Consider the following 20,001-nt stretch of genomic DNA (forward strand, 5'->3'; position numbering starts at 1 on the left):
AAAATATTTTAAATTTATCACAAGCTAATCGAACATTTTTTACGATTATTTTGCGCGAAGTTTTTCTTTGTGTTTCACAAGCTGACGACGAAGAGCTTCAATCACCATATCTGTAGACTCTTCAAAGCTTTGACTTTGCTTTTTCGCAAACAAATCAGCGCCTTTCAAATCTAAAATGATTTCCACAACTTTATTTTCTGTAGTAACTGACTTCTCCAAACGAAGAAAAACTTCAACCCCTACAATATCATCATCAAGCTTCATCAATTTATCCAATTTACTCTGAATAAAAGCTTCAAGCTTACTATCAGCAACAAAACCAATTGATTGAATATTTACCATACTAATACCTCCACATTTATTATGCTCTTGGATGAGCTTGTTTATATACTTTATTTAAACGCTCGAATGTAGTATGAGTATAAATTTGGGTCGCAGATAGATTGGAATGACCAAGTAATTCTTTAACCGCATTCAATTCAGCCCCGTTGTTTAGCAAATGTGTAGCGAACGTATGACGCAACACATGAGGACTTCGCTTGGCAAGCGTTGTAATCTTTGACAAGTGTTTTGTCACAATCCGATACAACAACTTTTCGTATACAGGCACCCCCTTTTTAGTTACAAAAAGAAAATCACTCCTCTCTTCAAAAGTTCTGTTTCTTTCTTCAAGATATTCATCAAGAAGCTTTTCCAGACCTTTGCTTACCGGAATGATCCTTTCCTTATTTCGTTTACCTAAGACCTTCACTAAAGAGGTTCCCCGATCAAAACTAGTAATTTTAAGATTCATCAATTCGGACAATCGCATGCCTGTCTGATAAAACATTTCAACAACTAATCTATCTCTAACCCCTTCAAACCCTTCACCAAATTCAACTTCCCGCAACAACTGCATTGCATGTTCAGCAACAAACCCAGGGAGCTTCTTCCCTTGCCGTGGCCCAACAACCCGATCCATAGGATTGGTATCAACAACAGATTCCCGCAATAAGAATTTAAAAAAGGATTTCAAAGAAGACAATTTCCTATTTACTGTCCGTGAAGAGTTACCTTCATTCATTAAAAAAACGATCCATTTCCGCACACTTTTAAAATCCACATCTTTGACTTCCTCAACCTCATTTTTCGACATAAAATCAAAAAACTGAGTTAAATCGCAATCATAAGATATAATAGTATGTACCGAATATCGTTTTTCAAATTGTAAATAAGACAGAAAAGATTCCTTATAACTCATACATCCAGGATATTTACCCAACAGGATAATCCAAGATACAAAAAATTAAGATATCAAGGAATAAAAAGAAATTAATCTTCGTTCTGCTGCATGTTCTGAACGTAGATAGCATGAAGTTTCTCTACTCTTTTCTTCACAGAAGGTTTTGTATAAACCTGTCTTCCTCTTAGTTCTTTGATTACTCCAGTCTTTTCGAATTTTCTTTTGAATTTTTTCAAGGCTCTCTCAATGTTTTCGCCTTCTTTCATAGGAATAATAATCATAATTTTCTCCTTTAAATATTAATTTTTCTTACTGAGCCGCAAATTTATCAATTCATTCACTATAATTCAAATATATTCGAAGAAAAGTACACAAATTTACTTCAAATAAAGAAATTACAGTCCTAAGCGGGAGCACAAAGATAGCAAATAACCAATCCCTTCTCCACTTACAGACAACTTTCTAGTTTAATTCCAAATAAGGAGTCAATTTTAAAAATATTGAATCGGGGATTAATTTATGAGTTTGTAATTGATCAACAGAGGTAAAATTGCCATTTCGCTCCCGATAACGGATAATATCTTTTGCAGTTCGTTGATTGATATAAGGGTGTTTTCTTAATCGCAGAGCATCAAAAGAATTTATCATTAGCCTTCTGATAGAAATGGAATCGACACAAATACTGGATTCGATTCGAATCAATTTTTCTTTTGTTATACCGTAAACCTCCAGCAATTGATCTTTCGAAACAAATCCTCCCAACAAATCCCGATACTTAACAATTCGCAATGAAAGTACAGAACCGATTCCCAGTAATTGCTTTAGTTGAGTCGTATCAGAACTATTAAGTTGAACAAGTATTTTATTGGAAGGAATTTCACTATTAGATTTAACAACTATCTTCACATAAGGCAGAAGTTCCACAAACTTAACAGAATCAAAACCATAAATCTTTTTTAAATCGGTTGCCTGCCTAAAATTTCCTCCGGCTACAAGATAATTTTTAATACGAACGCTTATCCTTTTATTAACACCTAAGCTATCCCATTCCTTCAAGGATATTACATTTGGATCAAAAGCAAATAGATGGTATTTTTTTCCAGTATTTATCGGGCTCTCTTTTTTAATATCTTCATCACCAGAAATACGAATGTAATTGCTTAATAACTCAAGGTCAGATTCATTAATTCCATAGATTTTAAGAAGATCAATTTTCGCCTTAAATTTTCCGCCTTTATTTCTGAACTTAATTAGATTGTTGATTTGAAAAGAGGTCAAACCTAGATTGATCAGTTCTTCTTTACTCGCCTTATTGGGATCAAAGAAATCTAAACTTGCTATTTTAATTTGTTCCTTCTTATTTACCTCTTTATTTTCAATCAAAGAGATAAGACTATCAATTTGATTTTGTTTTTTTCGATCAATTACAAATTCAGAAGCTTCGCCGGACTGAAAAACCAAAGGTAAAAAGTACATTGCCATCAACAAAACAACCAGTACTATTATTCCATTTCTCTCTGAAGCTGAATAAGAAAAATATTCTCTAAAAATGTGTTTAAATTTCATCGGTATTGAAGTGTGTGAATAACACTTAACAATATCACATTATTATGACAATTATCCAAAATTAAACAGACCTAATCCATGTAAGAAAACTATTGCGATGGCACCTGGAGCTATAAACTTCACCAGAAATATAAATACCATAACTAACCAATTTACAATACGTGCCCCTTTCACGAACTCCTCTTCTATTTTTTTTCTTCCTAAATACCATCCCACAAATAAAGAGATAAATAATCCTCCAAGCGGAAGAAGTATATTGGCCGAAATCCAATCCAATAAATCAAAAAAGTTCAAACCAAACATTGTGTACTCTTTTAACATCCCCATTGACAAAGAGCAAAATACTCCAATAAAAGAAATCATTACAGTTGCCAAAATAGTTGAAAAATTCCGTTTCAAATTAAGTTCTTCCCGAAAATACGCCACCACAACTTCGAGTATTGATATTGACGACGTTAAGGCAGCAACTGTTAGTAAGAGAAAAAATAAAATTGCAAAGAAGAAACCACCTGGCATTTGCTGAAAAACATTGGGCAAGGTCATAAACACAAGGCCTGGACCACTACTCGGCTCAATTCCAAATGCAAATACCGCAGGAAAAATTGCTATTCCTGCTAATATTGCAATCACAGTATCAGCAATAGTAACCTGAAGAGCTGTAACAGCTATATTATTCTTATCATCAATGTAAGAGCCATAAGTTACCAGTGTTCCCATCCCCAAACTCAAAGAAAAAAACGCATGCCCCAAAGCACTCAAGATTCCATCCCCTGTCAGTTTTGAAAAATCTGGGTTAAAAAGAAACCTTAACCCTTCTGAAGCACCATCAAGGGTAACCGACCTAATACAAAGAACAATGATTATCACAACAAGAAGTGGCATCAGGAACTTAGCATATTTTTCAATTCCATCTTTTACACCAATTATAACGATGGCCATTGTCATGACCATAAATAAAAGCTGATATAGAATTGGTGATACAGGACCCTCAATAAAATTCACAAACATGGACTCCATCTCATTTGGACTCTTTGCAGCGAAACTACCTGTAGCAGCCTTAACAATGTAATCGATACTCCAACCTGCAACAACCCCATAAAATGCCAAAATCATTACTGCAGCAGCAACACCAAGCATTCCTACAAGTTTCCATGGAGAATTTGGAGCTAAATACTTAAAGGCTCCGAATACATTTCGTCTGGATTTACGTCCAATTGACAATTCTGAGAGCATAACAGGCAATCCAATAAGAGCTATAAATCCTAAATACACGAATAAAAATGCAGCTCCACCATACACTCCGGTGATGTATGGAAACTTCCAGATATTTCCCAAACCAACAGCAGAGCCTGCCGCGGCCGCAATTACACCAAATTTACTTGAAAACACATCGCGGGAAGAGAGCTTATCTTTATTCATTTGTTCTTTTTAGTTGCCTGTATTTTAATTCGAGGAATTCCAAATTTGCTAAAATTAACTTCAAATTCAAAAACACGATTGATGTTTAGAATCATTGAAAACAAAAAACCCGGAAAAAATCCGGGTTTTAAATATTTTGAGAGAAGGTAATTTTAGTTACGTCCTACTCCATTTAAATCTTCGAAAGCCTTAACCAATCTATTTTTCATAGAAACCTCACCTGCACGCAACCATACACGGGGATCGTAATATTTCTTATTTGGCTTATCATCTCCTTCAGGATTTCCAATTTGACCTTGCAGATAATCGTGATTCTTAGCTTCGAAAGCACGAATTCCGTCCCAACATGCCCACTGAGTATCAGTATCGATATTCATTTTAACAACTCCGTAAGAGATTGCTTCACGAATTTCTTCAACACTTGAACCTGATCCACCATGGAAAACAAAATCAACTGTATTTTTCGCAACTCCATATTTCTCTGAAATGAAAGATTGAGAATTCAATAGTATTTTTGGAGTCAAAACTACGTTACCTGGTTTATAAACACCATGAACATTACCAAAAGAAGCAGCAATTGTAAAACGAGAAGAAACTTTTAATAAAGTTTCGTAAGCCAAAGCAACATCTGCAGGTTGTGTATACAATAATGAGTTATCCATATCTGAATTATCAACACCATCTTCTTCTCCACCAGTACAACCTAATTCAATTTCAATAGTCATACCCATTTTATCCATACGCTCTAAATACTTAGCGCAAGTACCAATATTTTCTTCCAATGGCTCTTCAGATAAATCTAACATGTGTGAGCTAAATAATGGTTTTCCTGTTTCTGCAAAAAAGGTTTCACCTGCATCCAATAATCCATCGATCCAAGGAAGTAGTTTTTTAGCCGCATGATCGGTATGCAGAATAACTGGAATACCATAATGTTCTGCTACTGCGTGAACATATTTAGCACCTGCAACAGCACCAATAACAGCTGCACCTTGTCCTTCTGCAGCAATTCCTTTTCCTGCGAAAAATGAAGCACCACCATTTGAGAACTGAATAATGATTGGGGAATTAACTTCACGCGCAGCCTCAAGAGCGGCATTGATTGAGTTGGTTCCAGTAACATTTACAGCAGGAATAGCAAATCCTTCTTCTTTAGCAATTTGAAATAATTTTTGCACGTCGTTACCAGTTACAACACCTGGCTTAACTACATCTAATACTCGTTTCATAATAATATTTTTTATCGGATAGTTCTAAATAAAATCGGCTGGGAAGTCAATTTTCCACGAAGTTAAAAAGAAATTATAGATTTTGCACTGTTTTGGATATAAGAAAATTACGCAAACGAATGCGATTTAAAAAGGATATCCAATTCCAATATTAAAGGTAAGTTGACTAAATTTAAACGGACGGTGAGCAATAATCCACCTTTCCCCAACTCCTAAAGAAGGATCGTGTAGTTTTAAACCTAAATCAATACGGAAAAGAATAAAATTCAAATCAACACGAGTTCCAAAGCCTGTTCCTAAAGCAATTTCTTTATAAAACCTGTCAAATTTAAAATCAGCTCCAACACGATCATCTTTTTTCGAAATTGCCCAAATATTACCGGCATCTACAAATAGGGCTCCTTCCAAAACCCAGAATAATTTAAAACGATATTCCAAATTGGCTTCAAGTTTTAAATCTGCCGAATTGTTTGGATAAATTGCTGCATCATCTGAAGAATACGAGCCCGGACCTAATGAACGTACTTGCCAAGCTCTTATACCATTTGCTCCACCTGAAAAATAACTTTTCTCAAATGGCAATACCTCTAAGTTTCCATAAGGCAAACCCGCCCCAAGAAAAACCCGATAAACCATTGTATTAGCTTTATTGATATGATGACTAAACCGATATTCAATATCACTCTTTAAATATTGGGCAAATCGAATTCCAATAAAATCATAATAGGTACCTTCTATATTTCCCGAATCGTTGTAGTCATTTTTTTCAGCTTTCCCAATCAACCTATTAATTGCTTTAAGGCTATTTCCTGCCGACTCAAAATTAAATCTGAGGTAGTTATAATCCCCAGGCTTATTAATGTTCTGATCATTATATATCAATGAATATCTACTGGTAGTAATTACGTGATCTGTAAATGAATTTTTAATGTATAAATTACTTATTGATCCCAGAAAATCTTCACTTAAGTTTTTAACGTCGACAAAATTCAACTCAACCAAATTAAGTGTATGTTGTAAGTATTTTGAAGACTTCCAGACATAACCAAAACTAGCATCCGCAATAGTTCGGGTATAATCAGGGCGTTCCTGAAAATTATACGACAAAGAAAATACTGTTTTAGGATTGTAAGATTTCCTGAATTTATCGGCAGTTAACAAAGGGAATAAAAATTTCGGAATGCTCAGTTTTGATTCAACTCCGTATTCCGACGAACTAAAATTTGTTTGCTCATTAGATTTTAAGGTTTCCTTCGCTGTCGAAAATTGCAGATCAAAAATTTCTGCCCCACCAAATAAATTTTTGTGCTGGTAATTTAAATTTCCAGCAAATCCTATATTCCCGGATGAATTAGTTCCTTCTAATTCGATGGAATAAGACTGCTGATCGTGAGGAGTTAATTGGATAATGCAGTTTAAACTACCAAATTCCTCGTCATTAGATTCTGAATTCTCTTCAAATTTCACATTTAGAAACTTAAACTGACCTAAAGATTGCAGGCGGCTGTATGTTTGTTCTACTGATTTTAAATTGTAGAGTTCATTTTTACGAATCAAAATTGAAGATAAGATTACGTCAGGCTTAATTTTAATCTTTTTCCTATAAATAAAATCAACTCCCTCATGTTGAATGGTATCCAAATCCATTAAATACTTTTCATCATTCATCAACATCAATTTAGGATCGTACTCGGTAAATATTGATACTTTGTTGATTTTGTATTTTTTAACGGCCTTACCATCCTCAGGTGTTTTAACCCCAACAAAAACATCCATTTTGCTGGCTTTATTAGTACTATCCATAATAAAATGAATATACTCTCTGGAAAAATTAAAGTACCCTTGATTCTTTAACAATTTTGAAATTCTGATCCTCTCTTTATTCAAAACGTCAGAATCCACTTTATCTCCCAATTGAACATCCGAATTACTTTTATCGGAAACAATATATTTACGAATTAGAGTGGAATCAGGCATCTCTCCCTTCTCCTGAAAAGGGGAAAGAAAATTATAAGGAAGTTCATTTATTTCCCGATAAACATTCCGATAACGATAAGGTTCTTTTGATTTTATAAAATAATATACTTTGGCTTTTTTCCTTTTAAAACTTACAGAATCCCGAACTTCGGCATTGAAGTAGCCCTTTTTCTGCAAATAAATCTCCAATTGCCGCAGAGACCGCTTTGTTTGAAAATCCTCATAAATAACCGGTTCCTCACCAATTCTTCTTAGCCATTTGTTAAATCCTTTCTCTTTATCCTTGCCGGATAAATTATATAACCCCAAGTGGAATTTCCAAACACCTAAAATCTTTAAATTAGGAGTTTGCTTTACATTGCGCTTTAATTCATTTGTTGGAATAGACTTATCGTCAGAATTAACAACAACCTTATTCAATAGATATTCACCTTCACCAACATATTTTGTAGTAGAACAAGCACCTAATACTAAAAGCAGGCCTGCCAAAAAAAATAAAATAGGGAAATTATAACTACTTTTGTATTTCTCGTATGATTTCAAATATAATAACAGTATTATTCGGTTTAAAATACGACAAAGATACTTAACTTCAATGATATATTCTTGGCTTTAACAGCCTTTAAATGATAATTTTTCAAAATAAAAACCGTGCTATCCAAAAATCAAATCAAACTGATAACCAGCCTTCAACAGAAAAAATACAGGGATCAGCATCAGCTTTTCGTAGCCGAAGGAAATAAATTAGTATCAGATCTTGTTGAGGCGAAAACCGAAGTTGAATTTCTTATTTACACCAAAGAATGGAAAGAATCTAATTCTATTTACAACAAAGCAAAAATCAGTAATCGGATTGAAACAGATGCGACTCAAATAAAAAAAATCAGCTCTTTAAAAACTCCATCAACGGTAGTTGCTGTTTTTAAAATCCCATCTCAACTTATAAACGAAACAATCATTCAGGATTCATTGTCTCTGGTTCTTGATGATGTTCAGGATCCCGGAAATTTAGGTACCATAATAAGAATAGCCGACTGGTTTGGTATAAAGCACATATTCTGTTCTCGCAACACCGTCGATCTTTACAATTCAAAAGTGATTCAAGCTACAATGGGAGCCATTTCAAATGTAAATATTATCTATACAGATCTTGAAGAATTAATTTTGAAATATAAAACACCTGATTTCCCTGTTTACGGCACCTTTCTCGAAGGAGAAATCATCTACAATTGTCAACTTCAAAAAAAGGGATTTATCATTATGGGAAATGAAGGAAAAGGTGTTTCTGAAACGATTCAAAAATTAGTAACCAACAAACTCTACATTCCTGATTTCCCAAATGGACAAGCCACTTCAGAGTCTCTTAACGTATCGGTTGCTGCCTCTATTATTTGTTCAGAATTCAGGAGACAAGAATTCTAGTTATTTATTGGGATTTTGATATCTGTCGAATGCATCGGCACATTGCTCTCCATCCATTGCAGCAGATACAATTCCTCCGGCATAACCAGCACCTTCGCCACAAGGAAATAACCCTTGAATTCGGATGTGCTGAAAACTTTCTCTTTCCCTGGGAATTCGCACAGGTGATGATGTTCTTGACTCTACACCTAAAATCACAGCCTCATTAGTCAGAAAACCTTTGGATTTTTGTCCAAACATTTTAAATCCCTCCTGCAAACGGAATCGAATATGCTCCGGCAACCACTTATGTATGGGAGACGATACAATTCCAGGTTGATAAGACGTTTTGGGCAAAGAACTACTCCTTTTCCCATTCACAAAATCCTTCATTCGTTGAGCAGGAGCCGTTAAATTTTCGCCACCTTCAACAAATGCTCTCTCTTCCAACTCTTCCTGAAAATACAAACCCGCTAAAGCTCCATATTGCTGATACTCTTTCAAATCCTGGGTGCGAATTTCAACAGCCATACCCGAATTTGCAAAAGCCGTATTTCTATTCGAAGAAGACATTCCGTTGACAACCTGTTGTCTGTCTCCTGTTACTGCAGGAACAATTACGCCTCCCGGACACATGCAAAATGAATACACACCCCGGTCTTCCACCTGATGGACAAAACTGTAACTTGCTGCAGGAAGATAATCGCCTCGCCCTGCAGGATTGTGATATTGAATTTGATCAATCAACTCTTGCGAATGCTCAATTCGAACGCCCATTGCAAATGATTTAGCCTCTAACTCAATTCCCTGTTTGTGGAGCTTTCGATATACATCACGGGCAGAATGGCCTGTTGCCAGTATTACTCCCTCTCCAACAATTTCCTCACCACTTTCAGTAATAACACCACAAATTCGATCCCTATCCAAAATGTAATCGACCACCTTCGTTGAAAAATATACCTGTCCACCAGCTTTTAGAATATTTTCACGTATTCGAACAATTACCTTTGGCAGAACATCAGTACCGATGTGTGGATGTGCATCAAATAAAATGTCATCCTGAGCACCATGAAAATGCAAAACGTTCAAAATTTTCTTAAGATCTCCGCGCTTCTTGGAACGAGTATACAATTTACCGTCGGAGAATGTTCCGGCTCCTCCTTCGCCAAAACTATAATTCGAATCAGGATTTACAGTTCGAGTCCGATGTAATTCTCCCAAATCTTTCTTTCTGTCCTCAACACTTTTGCCTCTTTCCAAAACAATTGGCTGATATCCCAGTTCAATTAATCGAAGAGCAGCAAATAAACCTGCGGGTCCTGCACCAACCACAATCACTTTCTTTTCACCTGTAACATTAGGATAATCGAATGCAAATTCTTCGGATTGAGGGAATTCTTCCCCACAGGCAACACGAAACCGAAGATTAACTAAAATGTTTCTCCGACGTGCGTCAATCGATTTTCTCAGAATTTTTATTCCATGAATCTGCGAAACAGGAACACCTAATTTTTTAGCTAAGATAGGTTGGTAATATTTTTTGTCTGAAGCATCCTTCGGACTTAATACTATATCTAATTCGGTAATCATTCTAAGAAAATATTATGAGATGAAAATCCCTATTCGAAATGAAATGAAAGAGTAATAATTTTAGAATTCACTTTCCTAAAAGCATCTGTGTAAGCTTCATATCCTGGATTATCAATATCATATTCATGGTTCATAATATCCTTTAATCCGATTGCAAATTTCAACTCTGTTGCAAGCTTAAAATAGGGTAAATAAAAATCGATACCCGCTCCCAACTCTAAATACAGATCTGTATTTTTTAGTCGCACCAACATATCGTTTTCCGGATCTAAAGCATCCTGCGATTGCACATCAATTTTAAAACTTGCACCTCCAATTAAATAAGGGCGATAATTATTCAGCCGTCTGGCTCTATATTTTAGCAATAAAGGAAGATTTACTAATACAGATTCAACATTAACCTCTTCAACATCCAGATTAGAATATCTTATGGTTCTCTGTCCAAATTCCAAACCAGGCAGAAATCGCAAAGACCAATCTTCATGCAAACGCAAATCAGAAACAATTCCAACCGTAAAGCCCGGAGAAAAAACAACCTGTTCTGCACGGGCATCACCTTTTCCGGAATTATATATCGCAAAATCCATGCTGTTCACACCCAAAGTAAACCCAAAATGCAACCATTTCTGATCTATTTTTTGATAGTTTAAAATGCTCTCAGCTTTATATCTTCTCTGTGAAAAACAGGATAAAAAGCTAAGCAATAACAACAGTATAAATAGTGTTCTTTTCAAATTTCGGAATGCTTTTAAGTATAAACCTACAAAATACTCTTTTATTGTACTGGTTTGGTTCCAATGTAAATAGAGGCAATTCCAAAACTCAACTTTATTTGCTCAACTTCAACAAAACCACAGGATTTATATATTTCCAGAAAATTCTCTCCATCAGGAAAAGCTCCTACAGATTCTGGTAAGTAGGTATATGCTGAACTGTCCTTAGAAACCATTTTACCCCAGAATGGAAGTATATTAAAAAAGTAAAAATTGTAAAATTGTTTTACCGGAAAATTTTTAGGTTTTGAAAATTCAAGAACAACCACTTTTCCTCCCGGACGCACAACACGATTCATTTCTTGTAATCCTTTTTCCAAATTCTCGAAATTACGAACACCAAAAGCTACAGTTATTGCATCGAATGAGTTATCATCAAACCTAATATTTTCTGAATCTCCTTCAAATAATTCTATTTTATCCTGAAGATTTTTCTTGGCAATCTTCTCACGGCCAACCGCAAGCATTTCAGTTGAAATATCAATTCCTGTAACTTTATCAGGATTTAATTTCAAACAAGCCAAGGCAAAATCGCCCGTTCCTGTTGCAATATCCAAAAGTTGTTTGGGCTGAATCGATTGCAATAATTTAACAGCTTTCCTTCTCCAAAGCTTATCAATTCCCATGGATAAAAAATGATTTAAAAAATCATATTTCCTTGCAATATTATTAAACATCAGGGCAACCTGATCTTTTTTGCTCTTATCTAAATCTTTATAGGGATTTACCACGAATAAAAAAATCTAATGATTAAAATGTACAGCCCGCAGACCAATTTAATTATAAAGGCACAAATATAGTGAATGAAAAACAAAGAACCATTACTTGATTCTTTGTTAAAAAGTTAAACACCCATATTGTTCTAAAAACTCACTTAATTGCTTTTTGTTGATATCCTTTTTTATATTCGTCAATGGAACCATATGAAATATCATCAATTCTTAATTCCCCCTTGGTAACATGACCTAAAGTAGAAAACCGAACTCCACTTTCCATCATCATGTCCACAAAACGATCTTCGTTTTCCATAGAGACAGAAACGACCACTCGCCCTTGGGCTTCTCCAAACAAGAATGCATCCTGACGTATTTCAGCAGGAGAGGTAATATCAAAACCAAATCCTAATGGCATAGATGATTCTATTAAATTAAAGAAAAGGCCACCTCTTTCAACGGAATGAGCAGAACTAATCAATTTCTTCTCAATCAAATTGGCAACAGTCCTATTTATAGCTTTCTCTTCATCAAGATTGAAGTAAGGAACACCAACATTACACTTCTTATGAATTGAGCACAAGTATTCAGAACCCGAAATATCATTTCGGGATTCACCAACCAAAAAAATTACATCACCCTTATTTCTGTACATATACGACATGTGATTCGTCTTCGGACTAATAACACCAAGCATACCAATTATTGGGGTTGGATTTATGGCAACCCGTTTTCCAAGCACTGAGCTTTCATTATAAAAACTCACATTTCCTCCGACAACCGGAGTATCGAAAAATTCGCTGGCATTGGAAATTCCTTTAATCGTTTCTACAAATTGTGAGAAAACATTTTCTTCCAAAGGGCTGCCAAAATTCAAACAATCGTTAAGTGCCAAAGGCTTTCCCCCCGAACAAACAATACGTCTAACTGCTCTGGCAATATTAATTTGCGCCCCCAAATTTGGGTTATTGAATGAATAAACTGAATTGCCTGATACTGTAAAACAAAGAGCTTTACCATTTGAATTCTTCATTGATATCTGAGCATCAGACGGCGACTGGTTAGTTTCCTCTTCAAAATCAAGTTGTAAAGATTCCTTAATTATCAAATTTGGATTATTGACCATTTGATTAATCACCTTCCAGTAATTACCAGGTTCAGGAACAATCTCTAAAAAATCAACATCTTTTTCTTTGAGGATAGGATGATGCTTTCTATTTGATTGAGGAGCGCCATATCCCATCACTAAATCATGCGCATTTAATTCCGCCACTACATTTGATGCTTCAGTAAACCGAATCGTTTTATCATCAGTTATCTCTCCAATTTTACTACATGGAATCTTGGCTTTCTCAAATACACTAAAAACCAAATCCTGCTTATCTTTATCGATAACCAGCATCATTCTTTCTTGCGTTCTTGATAAAAGAACTTGTTCCAAACCTAATCCTGACTGATTAAGAGGTATTTGATTTAGATCAATATCTACGCCATGTTTTGCGTGTACACTTATAGATGCTGCAGCATTAACAATGCCGGCCATATCTAAATTCTCGATACGAACAATTGCATTTTCATCATTCAGTTTAAGAATACTGTCAATTAATACACTTCCGATATCCGGATTCCCTTTTGGGATTGTGAAATTTTCATCCTGACCAAAAACACCTTCTGCACCAGTCGAATTACCAACAATCAGAATCAACTGGCCCGGAATCATTTTCCTGTTAAGCAGTAATTTTTCCTTTTGAACAATACCAGCAACCAGAATATTAACAAGAGGATTCGTATCATAGCAGGAATTAAAACAAACCTCTCCTCCCATTTTTTCCATATAAAGAACTGAAGAATAATCACGAATACCCTTCACCACCTCATCCATTAACCATTTGGTTCGATCCAAAGAAGCTTCACCAAAACGCAGTGAATTTAAAATAACTATCGGTTTTGCCCCAACAGATACGATATCGCGACAAACATCACCTACACAGGTTGCGGCTCCTTGATAAGGATCTATTCCACTGGGATGATTGTGCGTTCCCATTTTAAAAACGCAATATTCCCCATTTCCAATATCAACAACCCCGGCATTGGACTGGCGAGCTCCGGAGATAATATTCGTTCCTGTATTTGGTAATGAATTTATCCAATTAAAAGAACTCTTGTAAGAAACATTTTCGGACCACATTACAGAATAAATCTGTAATTCCAATAAATTAGGTAGTCGTCCAAGATTTTTAGAAATCCTTTCAAATCCCTCTTGGTCAATTCCCAAATCTTCTGCTAATTGTATCGAAACGTCCTGATTTATCATGGTAAAGAGTTTAGGTGATAATATTTAAAATTAAAAAAAATAAGATAGTAACACGAATAATCCCAGTAGTTTTTAACTTTACTACCTCGATAAAAATCATAAGATATTCTGAAGTGAAATCTGAATAAATTTTCAAATACAATGAACAAAATTGCATTTATAACAGGAGCGACTGCAGGCATTGGTGAAGCTTGTGCTAAAAAATTAGCCAAAATAGGATTTGACTTAATTATTTCGGGACGACGAAAAGAAAATCTGGAAAAATTAAAACAAGAAATAATTGCAAATTACCACGTAAAGGTTTTAGCAATTGAATTGGATGTAAGAAATCAAAAAGAAGTTGAATCAAAGATAAACTCTTTGCCTAAGGAATGGATTAAAATTGATTTACTGCTAAACAATGCAGGATTAGCAGTTGGGGTATCTCCTGTTCAGGAAGGAATAATTGACGATTGGGAAAGAATGATTGATACCAATTTAAAAGGCCTTCTATACGTAACAAGAACAATTAGCCCTTTAATGGTTGAGAGAAAAAAAGGACAAATTATTAACATTACTTCAATAGCCGGAAAAGAAGTTTACCCGGGTGGAAATGTGTATTGCGCAACAAAACATGCGGTTGATGCCATCACAAAAGGAATGAGAATTGATTTACTACCCCACAATATTAAGGTTTCTTCTATTGCTCCGGGAATGGTTGAAACAGAGTTTTCTCTGGTGCGGTTTAAAGGTGATGAGGAAAAAGCAGAGCAGGTATATAATGGATTCACACCTCTTTATGCCGAAGATATTGCCGAAACAGTTGAGTTTATTGCCACCAGACCAACTCACGTCAACATCAATGACATTTTGATAATGCCTGCTAACCAGGCCTCGGCAAGAGATGTTAACAGAGTTTAGATACCCCGGGTTAATTATTGGTTTTTGGATATTTCTTCAGATTCAATAATACATCTGCCTAAAATATTTTTTTTAGAATTTTGATGAATTGTCTTCGCCAGTTGATCTCCGGTAACGGCTGCAATTCTTTTCAATTTACCTACAAAAAGAAAATTCAAATTTCGGCTGATCCAGGCAGCAAATGCTTCGAAAGGCCGAAATTCTTTTCTATTTCCGTAAATCACTGATGGACGATAAATAACTACTGTTTCGAAATTCAGTGAATTAATAAAACATTCAAGCTCCCCCTTCACCTTTTGATAAAAGAAAATGGATTGAGGACTTGCCCATATTGCACTTACTAAATGAAACTCTTTTATGCAATGCATCTCACAAAGTTTCGCAAAATGCGTAATGTACTCAAAGTCTACTTTTCGAAAATTATCCTTCGTTTGAGCTTTTCGAATGGTTGTTCCGAAACAACAGAAAGCAATATCGCAGCACTCAGGAATATTTTCAGATGAAAGAGCTTCAAAATCTACCTTAATTTGGATAAATTTTTCATCAACAAGGTCAATCTCACTTCGTACCAATGCACAAACCTGAGTATAATCGCTGTCCTTTACCAGAAGTTCAATTAATTTCCTTCCTGTAAAACCCGATCCTCCAATGACGAGTGCTTTCATGTGTCTAAATTTGTTTTTTATTGCCACATGGAACTTGCCAACTTAGTCCTCCTCGTGTGTAAGAAAAGTCTTCTCATGGCTCGTTTCATCTGTTTATTTTTTATGTCCACATGATCCCAAAAGCCTTAGGGATTATCATGCTGGAATAATCATCTTCCTGTTTATAAGATACTTTATGCATGGACATTCATAAAATATTTTTTCAGTGGCTATAATCTCAATAATCCGTTCTGTTTCAACTCCCATAATGGAATTTTAATCTCTGCTGTTCCACAGACATAATCTCCTAATGAGTTATCGGAAAAGGAAAATATAAAACTATCATTCTGATATGAGAAAAATTCAAAATCAGGCGTAATAGAAGGCATTTCACTAAAACACTGATCGGGATTCTCAAAATATTTAACCAACAATTTATTTAACACTTGTAATTCCTTCTTCTGTTTTAAATACAGCAAATCGCTTAATTTTAATTGTTCTGCTCGCTGCACACTAAAATTAAAGCACTTGTAATAGGTTAGTCCATGAGCTCCACCTTGGTAGGAGTAAATTGTAAATCGGGCACTTATATAGTCTTTGTCAAAAACATCCAGATTGTAATCAATTTTTAATTCCCTGCCACAAGATTTTCGCTCTAATTTAAACTCACAATTCTCATTGAAATCCATTTCTTTCATAAGTGAATTCACAAAGCTCTTAATATTTGAATTAATTGAATCACATACTTTTTGGGAATTATTGCCACTATATTTTAATTCAGGGTATTTTACATTAAATAGTCCGTCTTTTATTCTCTTGGAGATTTTCCTTTCATGCACAATAAGGCTAAGATCATTTCTACAGGAATGAATCTCAATGACACATATAAGTATCAACAATGCAAATAATAGGTTCCCTCTTTTTCTCAAATCCCAACTATTCAATTAATATAATTAAGGTACACCTTTTATCCTAAAAACAAAAACACAACTCAATTACATCACCTTACTCAACATGACTAATTATTCCAAAAAGGCATTAAAAAAAGAAAAACCGTCAAGAGACGATTTTTAAATTCAAAGCAACTCTAAAGAACTATATCAATGCTTTTATTTTTTCCAGCAAAAGCTCTTTTCTTATTGGCTTTGAAATATAATCATCACAACCTTCCTCAATTGCTTTATTTTCGTCACCATCCATAGCATAAGCTGTTTGTGCAATTATTGGCAGGTTAGGACTAAAACCCTTAATTTTTTTGGTAGCAATTAATCCATCCATTACAGGCATTCGTATATCCATCAGCACCAAACAGATATTTGTATTTTTCCTGCACATTTCAACTGCTTCTTCTCCATTCTCGGCTCTTACAACCTCATAACTATTTCGTTTTAATATGGCTTCTATTAGTTTGAAATTCGAAATTTCATCTTCGGCAACTAATATTAATGGTGAATTTGATGTTTGCATACCATTTGTATTATTAAATTCTTTCTTAGTATCGGTTTTAGAAATTACACAATTTAATCTTAAAGTAAAAACTGATCCTACATTAGGCTCCGATTCGACCTCTATTGAGCCACCTAACATATCCATTATTTTTTTGCAAATAGCTAATCCCAGACCAGTTCCTCCAAAAGTTCTGGTGATGGAATCATCAGCTTGTCTAAACCGATCAAAAATCACATTTTTTTTATCTTCATTAATTCCAACACCACTATCCTTTATATATATGCATAACTCCTCACCATCAACCTTATATCCAAACTCAACTTGCCCTTCGTTTGTGAATTTAAATGCATTCTTTATCAAATTAGTTACAACCTGCAATAATCTCTGATAATCCGATTTAACCAATACTCTGGAAAAATTCTCATCTTTTTTAAATAGTAATCCCAAACGCTCTTTATTCTCCTGAACTCGCTTTTCCTTAGAAATTTCCTTAACATCCTCAATAAAATTGAACATGAAAAATTCCTCTTCGCTAATCTGAAAAACTTCACTTTCTATAGATGTAAAGCTTAAAATATCTTCTATAATGCCTAAAAGTTGATTGCCACTCTTATTTATTAGACCAACAAATTCAAGAATTTCAGTCATTGATAATGAATCATCACATAAATTAGAAAACCCGATCACAGCATTTAGAGGAGTTCTTAATTCATGAGACATATTTGCTAAAAACGCAGATTTTAATCGATCTGATTCTTCAGCTTTATTTTTTGATTCAAGCAATTCCTTCTCAAAATGTTTCGCGTCCGTAATATCCTCTTTTACTGCAACAATATGAGTGATTGTACCAAATTCATCTTTTATGGCAGAAAGATTGGCTCTTTCCCAAAACAATTCTTTATTTTTCTTTACATTCAAAAATTCACCATGCCACTCATCACCAGACAAAACACTATTCCACAAATCTTTATACGTTTTATCAGGAGTAATACCCGACTTAAGAATTCTGGGATTTTTGCCTATTACTTCTTTCAAACTGTAACCAGTAATATCACAAAACTTTGGATTAACATATTCGATGTCCCCCTTTAAATCAGTAATAACAATAGATGCAGGACTTTGCTGCATGGAGCGTTGCAGCATCCTCAATTTGCTATCCTTTGCTTTTTTTATTACTCCTGTGGCTAACTGAACCGAAAGAAATTCAAGTAATTTGATGCTCTCCAAATTCATTTCTGAATCTTCAACAAAACCAGCAACTCCAAAAACACCTAACACCCTCTCCTCAGCAATAAGAGGAATACCTAACCAAGTCTTTGGAATTATCTCCAAAGATAGTCTATTTGAAACAATCGCATCATTTATCTGATTTTCATTCAAATAAAGCATTCTTTTTTCTCGAATTACAACGCTGCTTAACGACTCTGAATAACGAATAGCTTTAAAGGCTTCATCATTTTCAGTAAAAGAGTTCAAAGATCTCCTGTTAGGGGCAATCAGTTCAAGAAATAATCTTCCTGCTCCAACAATCTGCACTAATTCTTCTCCTATTTTACTAATCATCTCTACAGAATTCATAGAAGAATTCAGAATTTCTGAGATGTGATGTATTATTTTTTGACTTTTCTGATTCCAAACCTGTTGAGTCAGATTTCGGTAAATTCCATAAACAGCAAGCTGATCATTATCCAAAACAATAGGTTTTCCCATTACCTGCACATGAATCTGCTTTCCTGTTTTAGTCTGACGAATTGTTGTCATGTCAACCAGTTGCCCAACAGAAGCATCTCTTGTAGCACTGGCTCCTTCGTCTTTATACCTTTCCGGCACAATCAGATCATTTATCTTTTGGGATATAATCTCCTTCTGTGTATATTCAAACAAACGAAGAAATTCCTGATTTGCCTGAATTACTTTATCTTCATTATCTAAAATAACGATTGCCTCCGGAGAGTTCTCAAATAAATTTTCAAAGAAAATTTTTTGAACCCGAAGTTGATTTGCTGTTTCCTGATTCTTTTTGATCTCATTCTTTAAATCATAATTCATTTCGAATTGTGAAGAAATTCCTTTTACAAAACGAATTGATGTGTAAATATTCGCTTCAATTTCTTCTCTTGATAATATTTTTAGAAGCTTCGCGTCTTCTTTTTCTTCATTCGTGAGCTGAATCCCTTGTTCTATTTTTAAGGCCAAAGGATCTGTTTTTTCAATAAACTGACCATAAGCAAAATACCCTAAAATCACCTCTTTAACTTTAACAGGCACAAAAACGCCTCTGGCATGTTTCCCATAAACAAACTCAACACTCTCATCTTCTCTTACTGATTTTATTTTTTGTATATCAGCAAAAAGATTATTACTGTTCCGAGTCAGCTCACTATCCAAAAGTGTAATTGCCTTACTGTTGTTACTACGAACATATCGATTCTTAAAATCGATAAACAAACAAGGACATCCACTTAAGGACGAAAAACCATCCAAAAGAGAATCCATATTTTCAGGAATAGGAACCTCTAAAAAACAATTCAAAACACTATCAATCAATGAATTTACAGGATGATTGAGAGAGTTAATATTCTTCAGCATAGTGAAAGTTTACATTAGTAAAATGGCAGAACACAATGTTTATACTCTGGTTTTGAAGTTTGAGTTATAAAAAACACAACTTTTTTTCACTCATTCCCGGATCATCATCTATTATTGCACAGCACTGCTAAACAATAACTAACACCTTTACAAATTATTCAATTACAGCATAAAAAAAAACACGAAAATGTTATTCTATTAGAGAACAATATGTT

At 34.7% G+C, this 20,001-nt stretch carries 16 protein-coding genes; 2 read left to right on the top strand and 14 right to left on the bottom strand.

The features are described 5' to 3' along the window. Positions 1–45: 45 nt before the first annotated feature. The 7 genes from hpf to tamL form a co-directional block, all read right to left on the bottom strand. Positions 46–342, bottom strand: coding sequence for a ribosome hibernation-promoting factor, HPF/YfiA family (gene hpf / locus GQR60_RS01610; RefSeq protein WP_124991245.1), 297 nt, complete (start codon positions 340–342; stop codon positions 46–48). Between the two features lie 19 nt (positions 343–361). After that, positions 362–1,240: a tyrosine-type recombinase/integrase gene (locus tag GQR60_RS01615; RefSeq protein ID WP_124991246.1), complete on the bottom strand. Its 879-nt coding sequence runs from the start codon at positions 1,238–1,240 to the stop codon at positions 362–364. A gap of 71 nt (positions 1,241–1,311) precedes the next feature. Next, positions 1,312–1,503 (bottom strand): 30S ribosomal protein S21, encoded by a 192-nt coding sequence (gene rpsU, locus GQR60_RS01620; protein WP_101263213.1) that lies wholly within the window; start codon positions 1,501–1,503, stop codon positions 1,312–1,314. A 181-nt stretch (positions 1,504–1,684) separates the two neighbouring features. Next, positions 1,685–2,788 (bottom strand): helix-hairpin-helix domain-containing protein, encoded by a 1,104-nt coding sequence (locus GQR60_RS01625; protein WP_124991247.1) that lies wholly within the window; start codon positions 2,786–2,788, stop codon positions 1,685–1,687. 51 nt (positions 2,789–2,839) lie between these two features. Further along, the gene (locus tag GQR60_RS01630) at positions 2,840–4,207 is read right to left on the bottom strand and encodes a sodium-dependent transporter (protein WP_124991248.1); all 1,368 of its coding nucleotides are present in this window, start codon (positions 4,205–4,207) and stop codon (positions 2,840–2,842) included. A 152-nt stretch (positions 4,208–4,359) separates the two neighbouring features. Then, positions 4,360–5,436 carry a class II fructose-bisphosphate aldolase gene (gene fbaA / locus GQR60_RS01635; RefSeq protein WP_160463385.1) on the bottom strand — a complete coding sequence of 359 codons (1,077 nt, stop codon included), beginning with the start codon at positions 5,434–5,436 and terminating at the stop codon, positions 4,360–4,362. Between the two features lie 126 nt (positions 5,437–5,562). Beyond that, complete coding sequence (gene tamL, locus GQR60_RS01640; RefSeq protein WP_124991250.1) at positions 5,563–7,956, bottom strand: translocation and assembly module lipoprotein TamL; 2,394 nt, start codon at positions 7,954–7,956, stop codon at positions 5,563–5,565. Between the two features lie 108 nt (positions 7,957–8,064). Here tamL and GQR60_RS01645 point away from each other — a divergent pair, with 108 nt between their 5' ends. Beyond that, entirely contained in the window at positions 8,065–8,835 is a 771-nt protein-coding gene (locus GQR60_RS01645; protein ID WP_124991251.1) for a TrmH family RNA methyltransferase, read from the top strand. Here GQR60_RS01645 and GQR60_RS01650 read toward each other — a convergent pair whose 3' ends face one another. The 4 genes from GQR60_RS01650 to purL all read right to left on the bottom strand — a co-directional run bounded on the left by GQR60_RS01650 (position 8,836) and on the right by purL (position 14,204). Next, positions 8,836–10,404, bottom strand: coding sequence for an NAD(P)/FAD-dependent oxidoreductase (locus tag GQR60_RS01650; protein ID WP_124991252.1), 1,569 nt, complete (start codon positions 10,402–10,404; stop codon positions 8,836–8,838). It lies immediately after the preceding gene. 29 nt (positions 10,405–10,433) lie between these two features. Further along, complete coding sequence (gene porT / locus GQR60_RS01655) at positions 10,434–11,138, bottom strand: type IX secretion/gliding motility protein PorT/SprT (RefSeq protein WP_160463386.1); 705 nt, start codon at positions 11,136–11,138, stop codon at positions 10,434–10,436. Between the two features lie 41 nt (positions 11,139–11,179). Further along, positions 11,180–11,908 (bottom strand): bifunctional demethylmenaquinone methyltransferase/2-methoxy-6-polyprenyl-1,4-benzoquinol methylase UbiE, encoded by a 729-nt coding sequence (gene ubiE / locus GQR60_RS01660; RefSeq protein WP_306597678.1) that lies wholly within the window; start codon positions 11,906–11,908, stop codon positions 11,180–11,182. 139 nt (positions 11,909–12,047) lie between these two features. Next, the gene (gene purL / locus GQR60_RS01665) at positions 12,048–14,204 is read right to left on the bottom strand and encodes a phosphoribosylformylglycinamidine synthase subunit PurL (protein ID WP_124991254.1); all 2,157 of its coding nucleotides are present in this window, start codon (positions 14,202–14,204) and stop codon (positions 12,048–12,050) included. Between the two features lie 141 nt (positions 14,205–14,345). Between purL and GQR60_RS01670 the strand changes: the two genes are divergently transcribed. Next, on the top strand, positions 14,346–15,104 hold the full coding sequence (locus GQR60_RS01670; RefSeq protein ID WP_124991255.1) for an SDR family oxidoreductase: 759 nt from the start codon (positions 14,346–14,348) through the stop codon (positions 15,102–15,104). A 14-nt stretch (positions 15,105–15,118) separates the two neighbouring features. Here GQR60_RS01670 and GQR60_RS01675 read toward each other — a convergent pair whose 3' ends face one another. The 3 genes from GQR60_RS01675 to GQR60_RS01685 form a co-directional block, all read right to left on the bottom strand. Beyond that, positions 15,119–15,769 carry a Rossmann-fold NAD(P)-binding domain-containing protein gene (locus tag GQR60_RS01675; RefSeq protein WP_124991256.1) on the bottom strand — a complete coding sequence of 217 codons (651 nt, stop codon included), beginning with the start codon at positions 15,767–15,769 and terminating at the stop codon, positions 15,119–15,121. Positions 15,770–15,978: 209 nt separating this feature from the next. Then, positions 15,979–16,587: a PdaC/SigV domain-containing protein gene (locus GQR60_RS01680; RefSeq protein WP_160463387.1), complete on the bottom strand. Its 609-nt coding sequence runs from the start codon at positions 16,585–16,587 to the stop codon at positions 15,979–15,981. Between the two features lie 256 nt (positions 16,588–16,843). Further along, positions 16,844–19,786 (bottom strand): PAS domain S-box protein, encoded by a 2,943-nt coding sequence (locus GQR60_RS01685; protein WP_124991258.1) that lies wholly within the window; start codon positions 19,784–19,786, stop codon positions 16,844–16,846. Positions 19,787–20,001 lie beyond the last annotated feature (215 nt).

It is taken from the genome of Labilibaculum euxinicum (genome assembly GCF_009795715.1).
GTDB lineage: Bacteria > Bacteroidota > Bacteroidia > Bacteroidales > Marinifilaceae > Labilibaculum > Labilibaculum euxinus.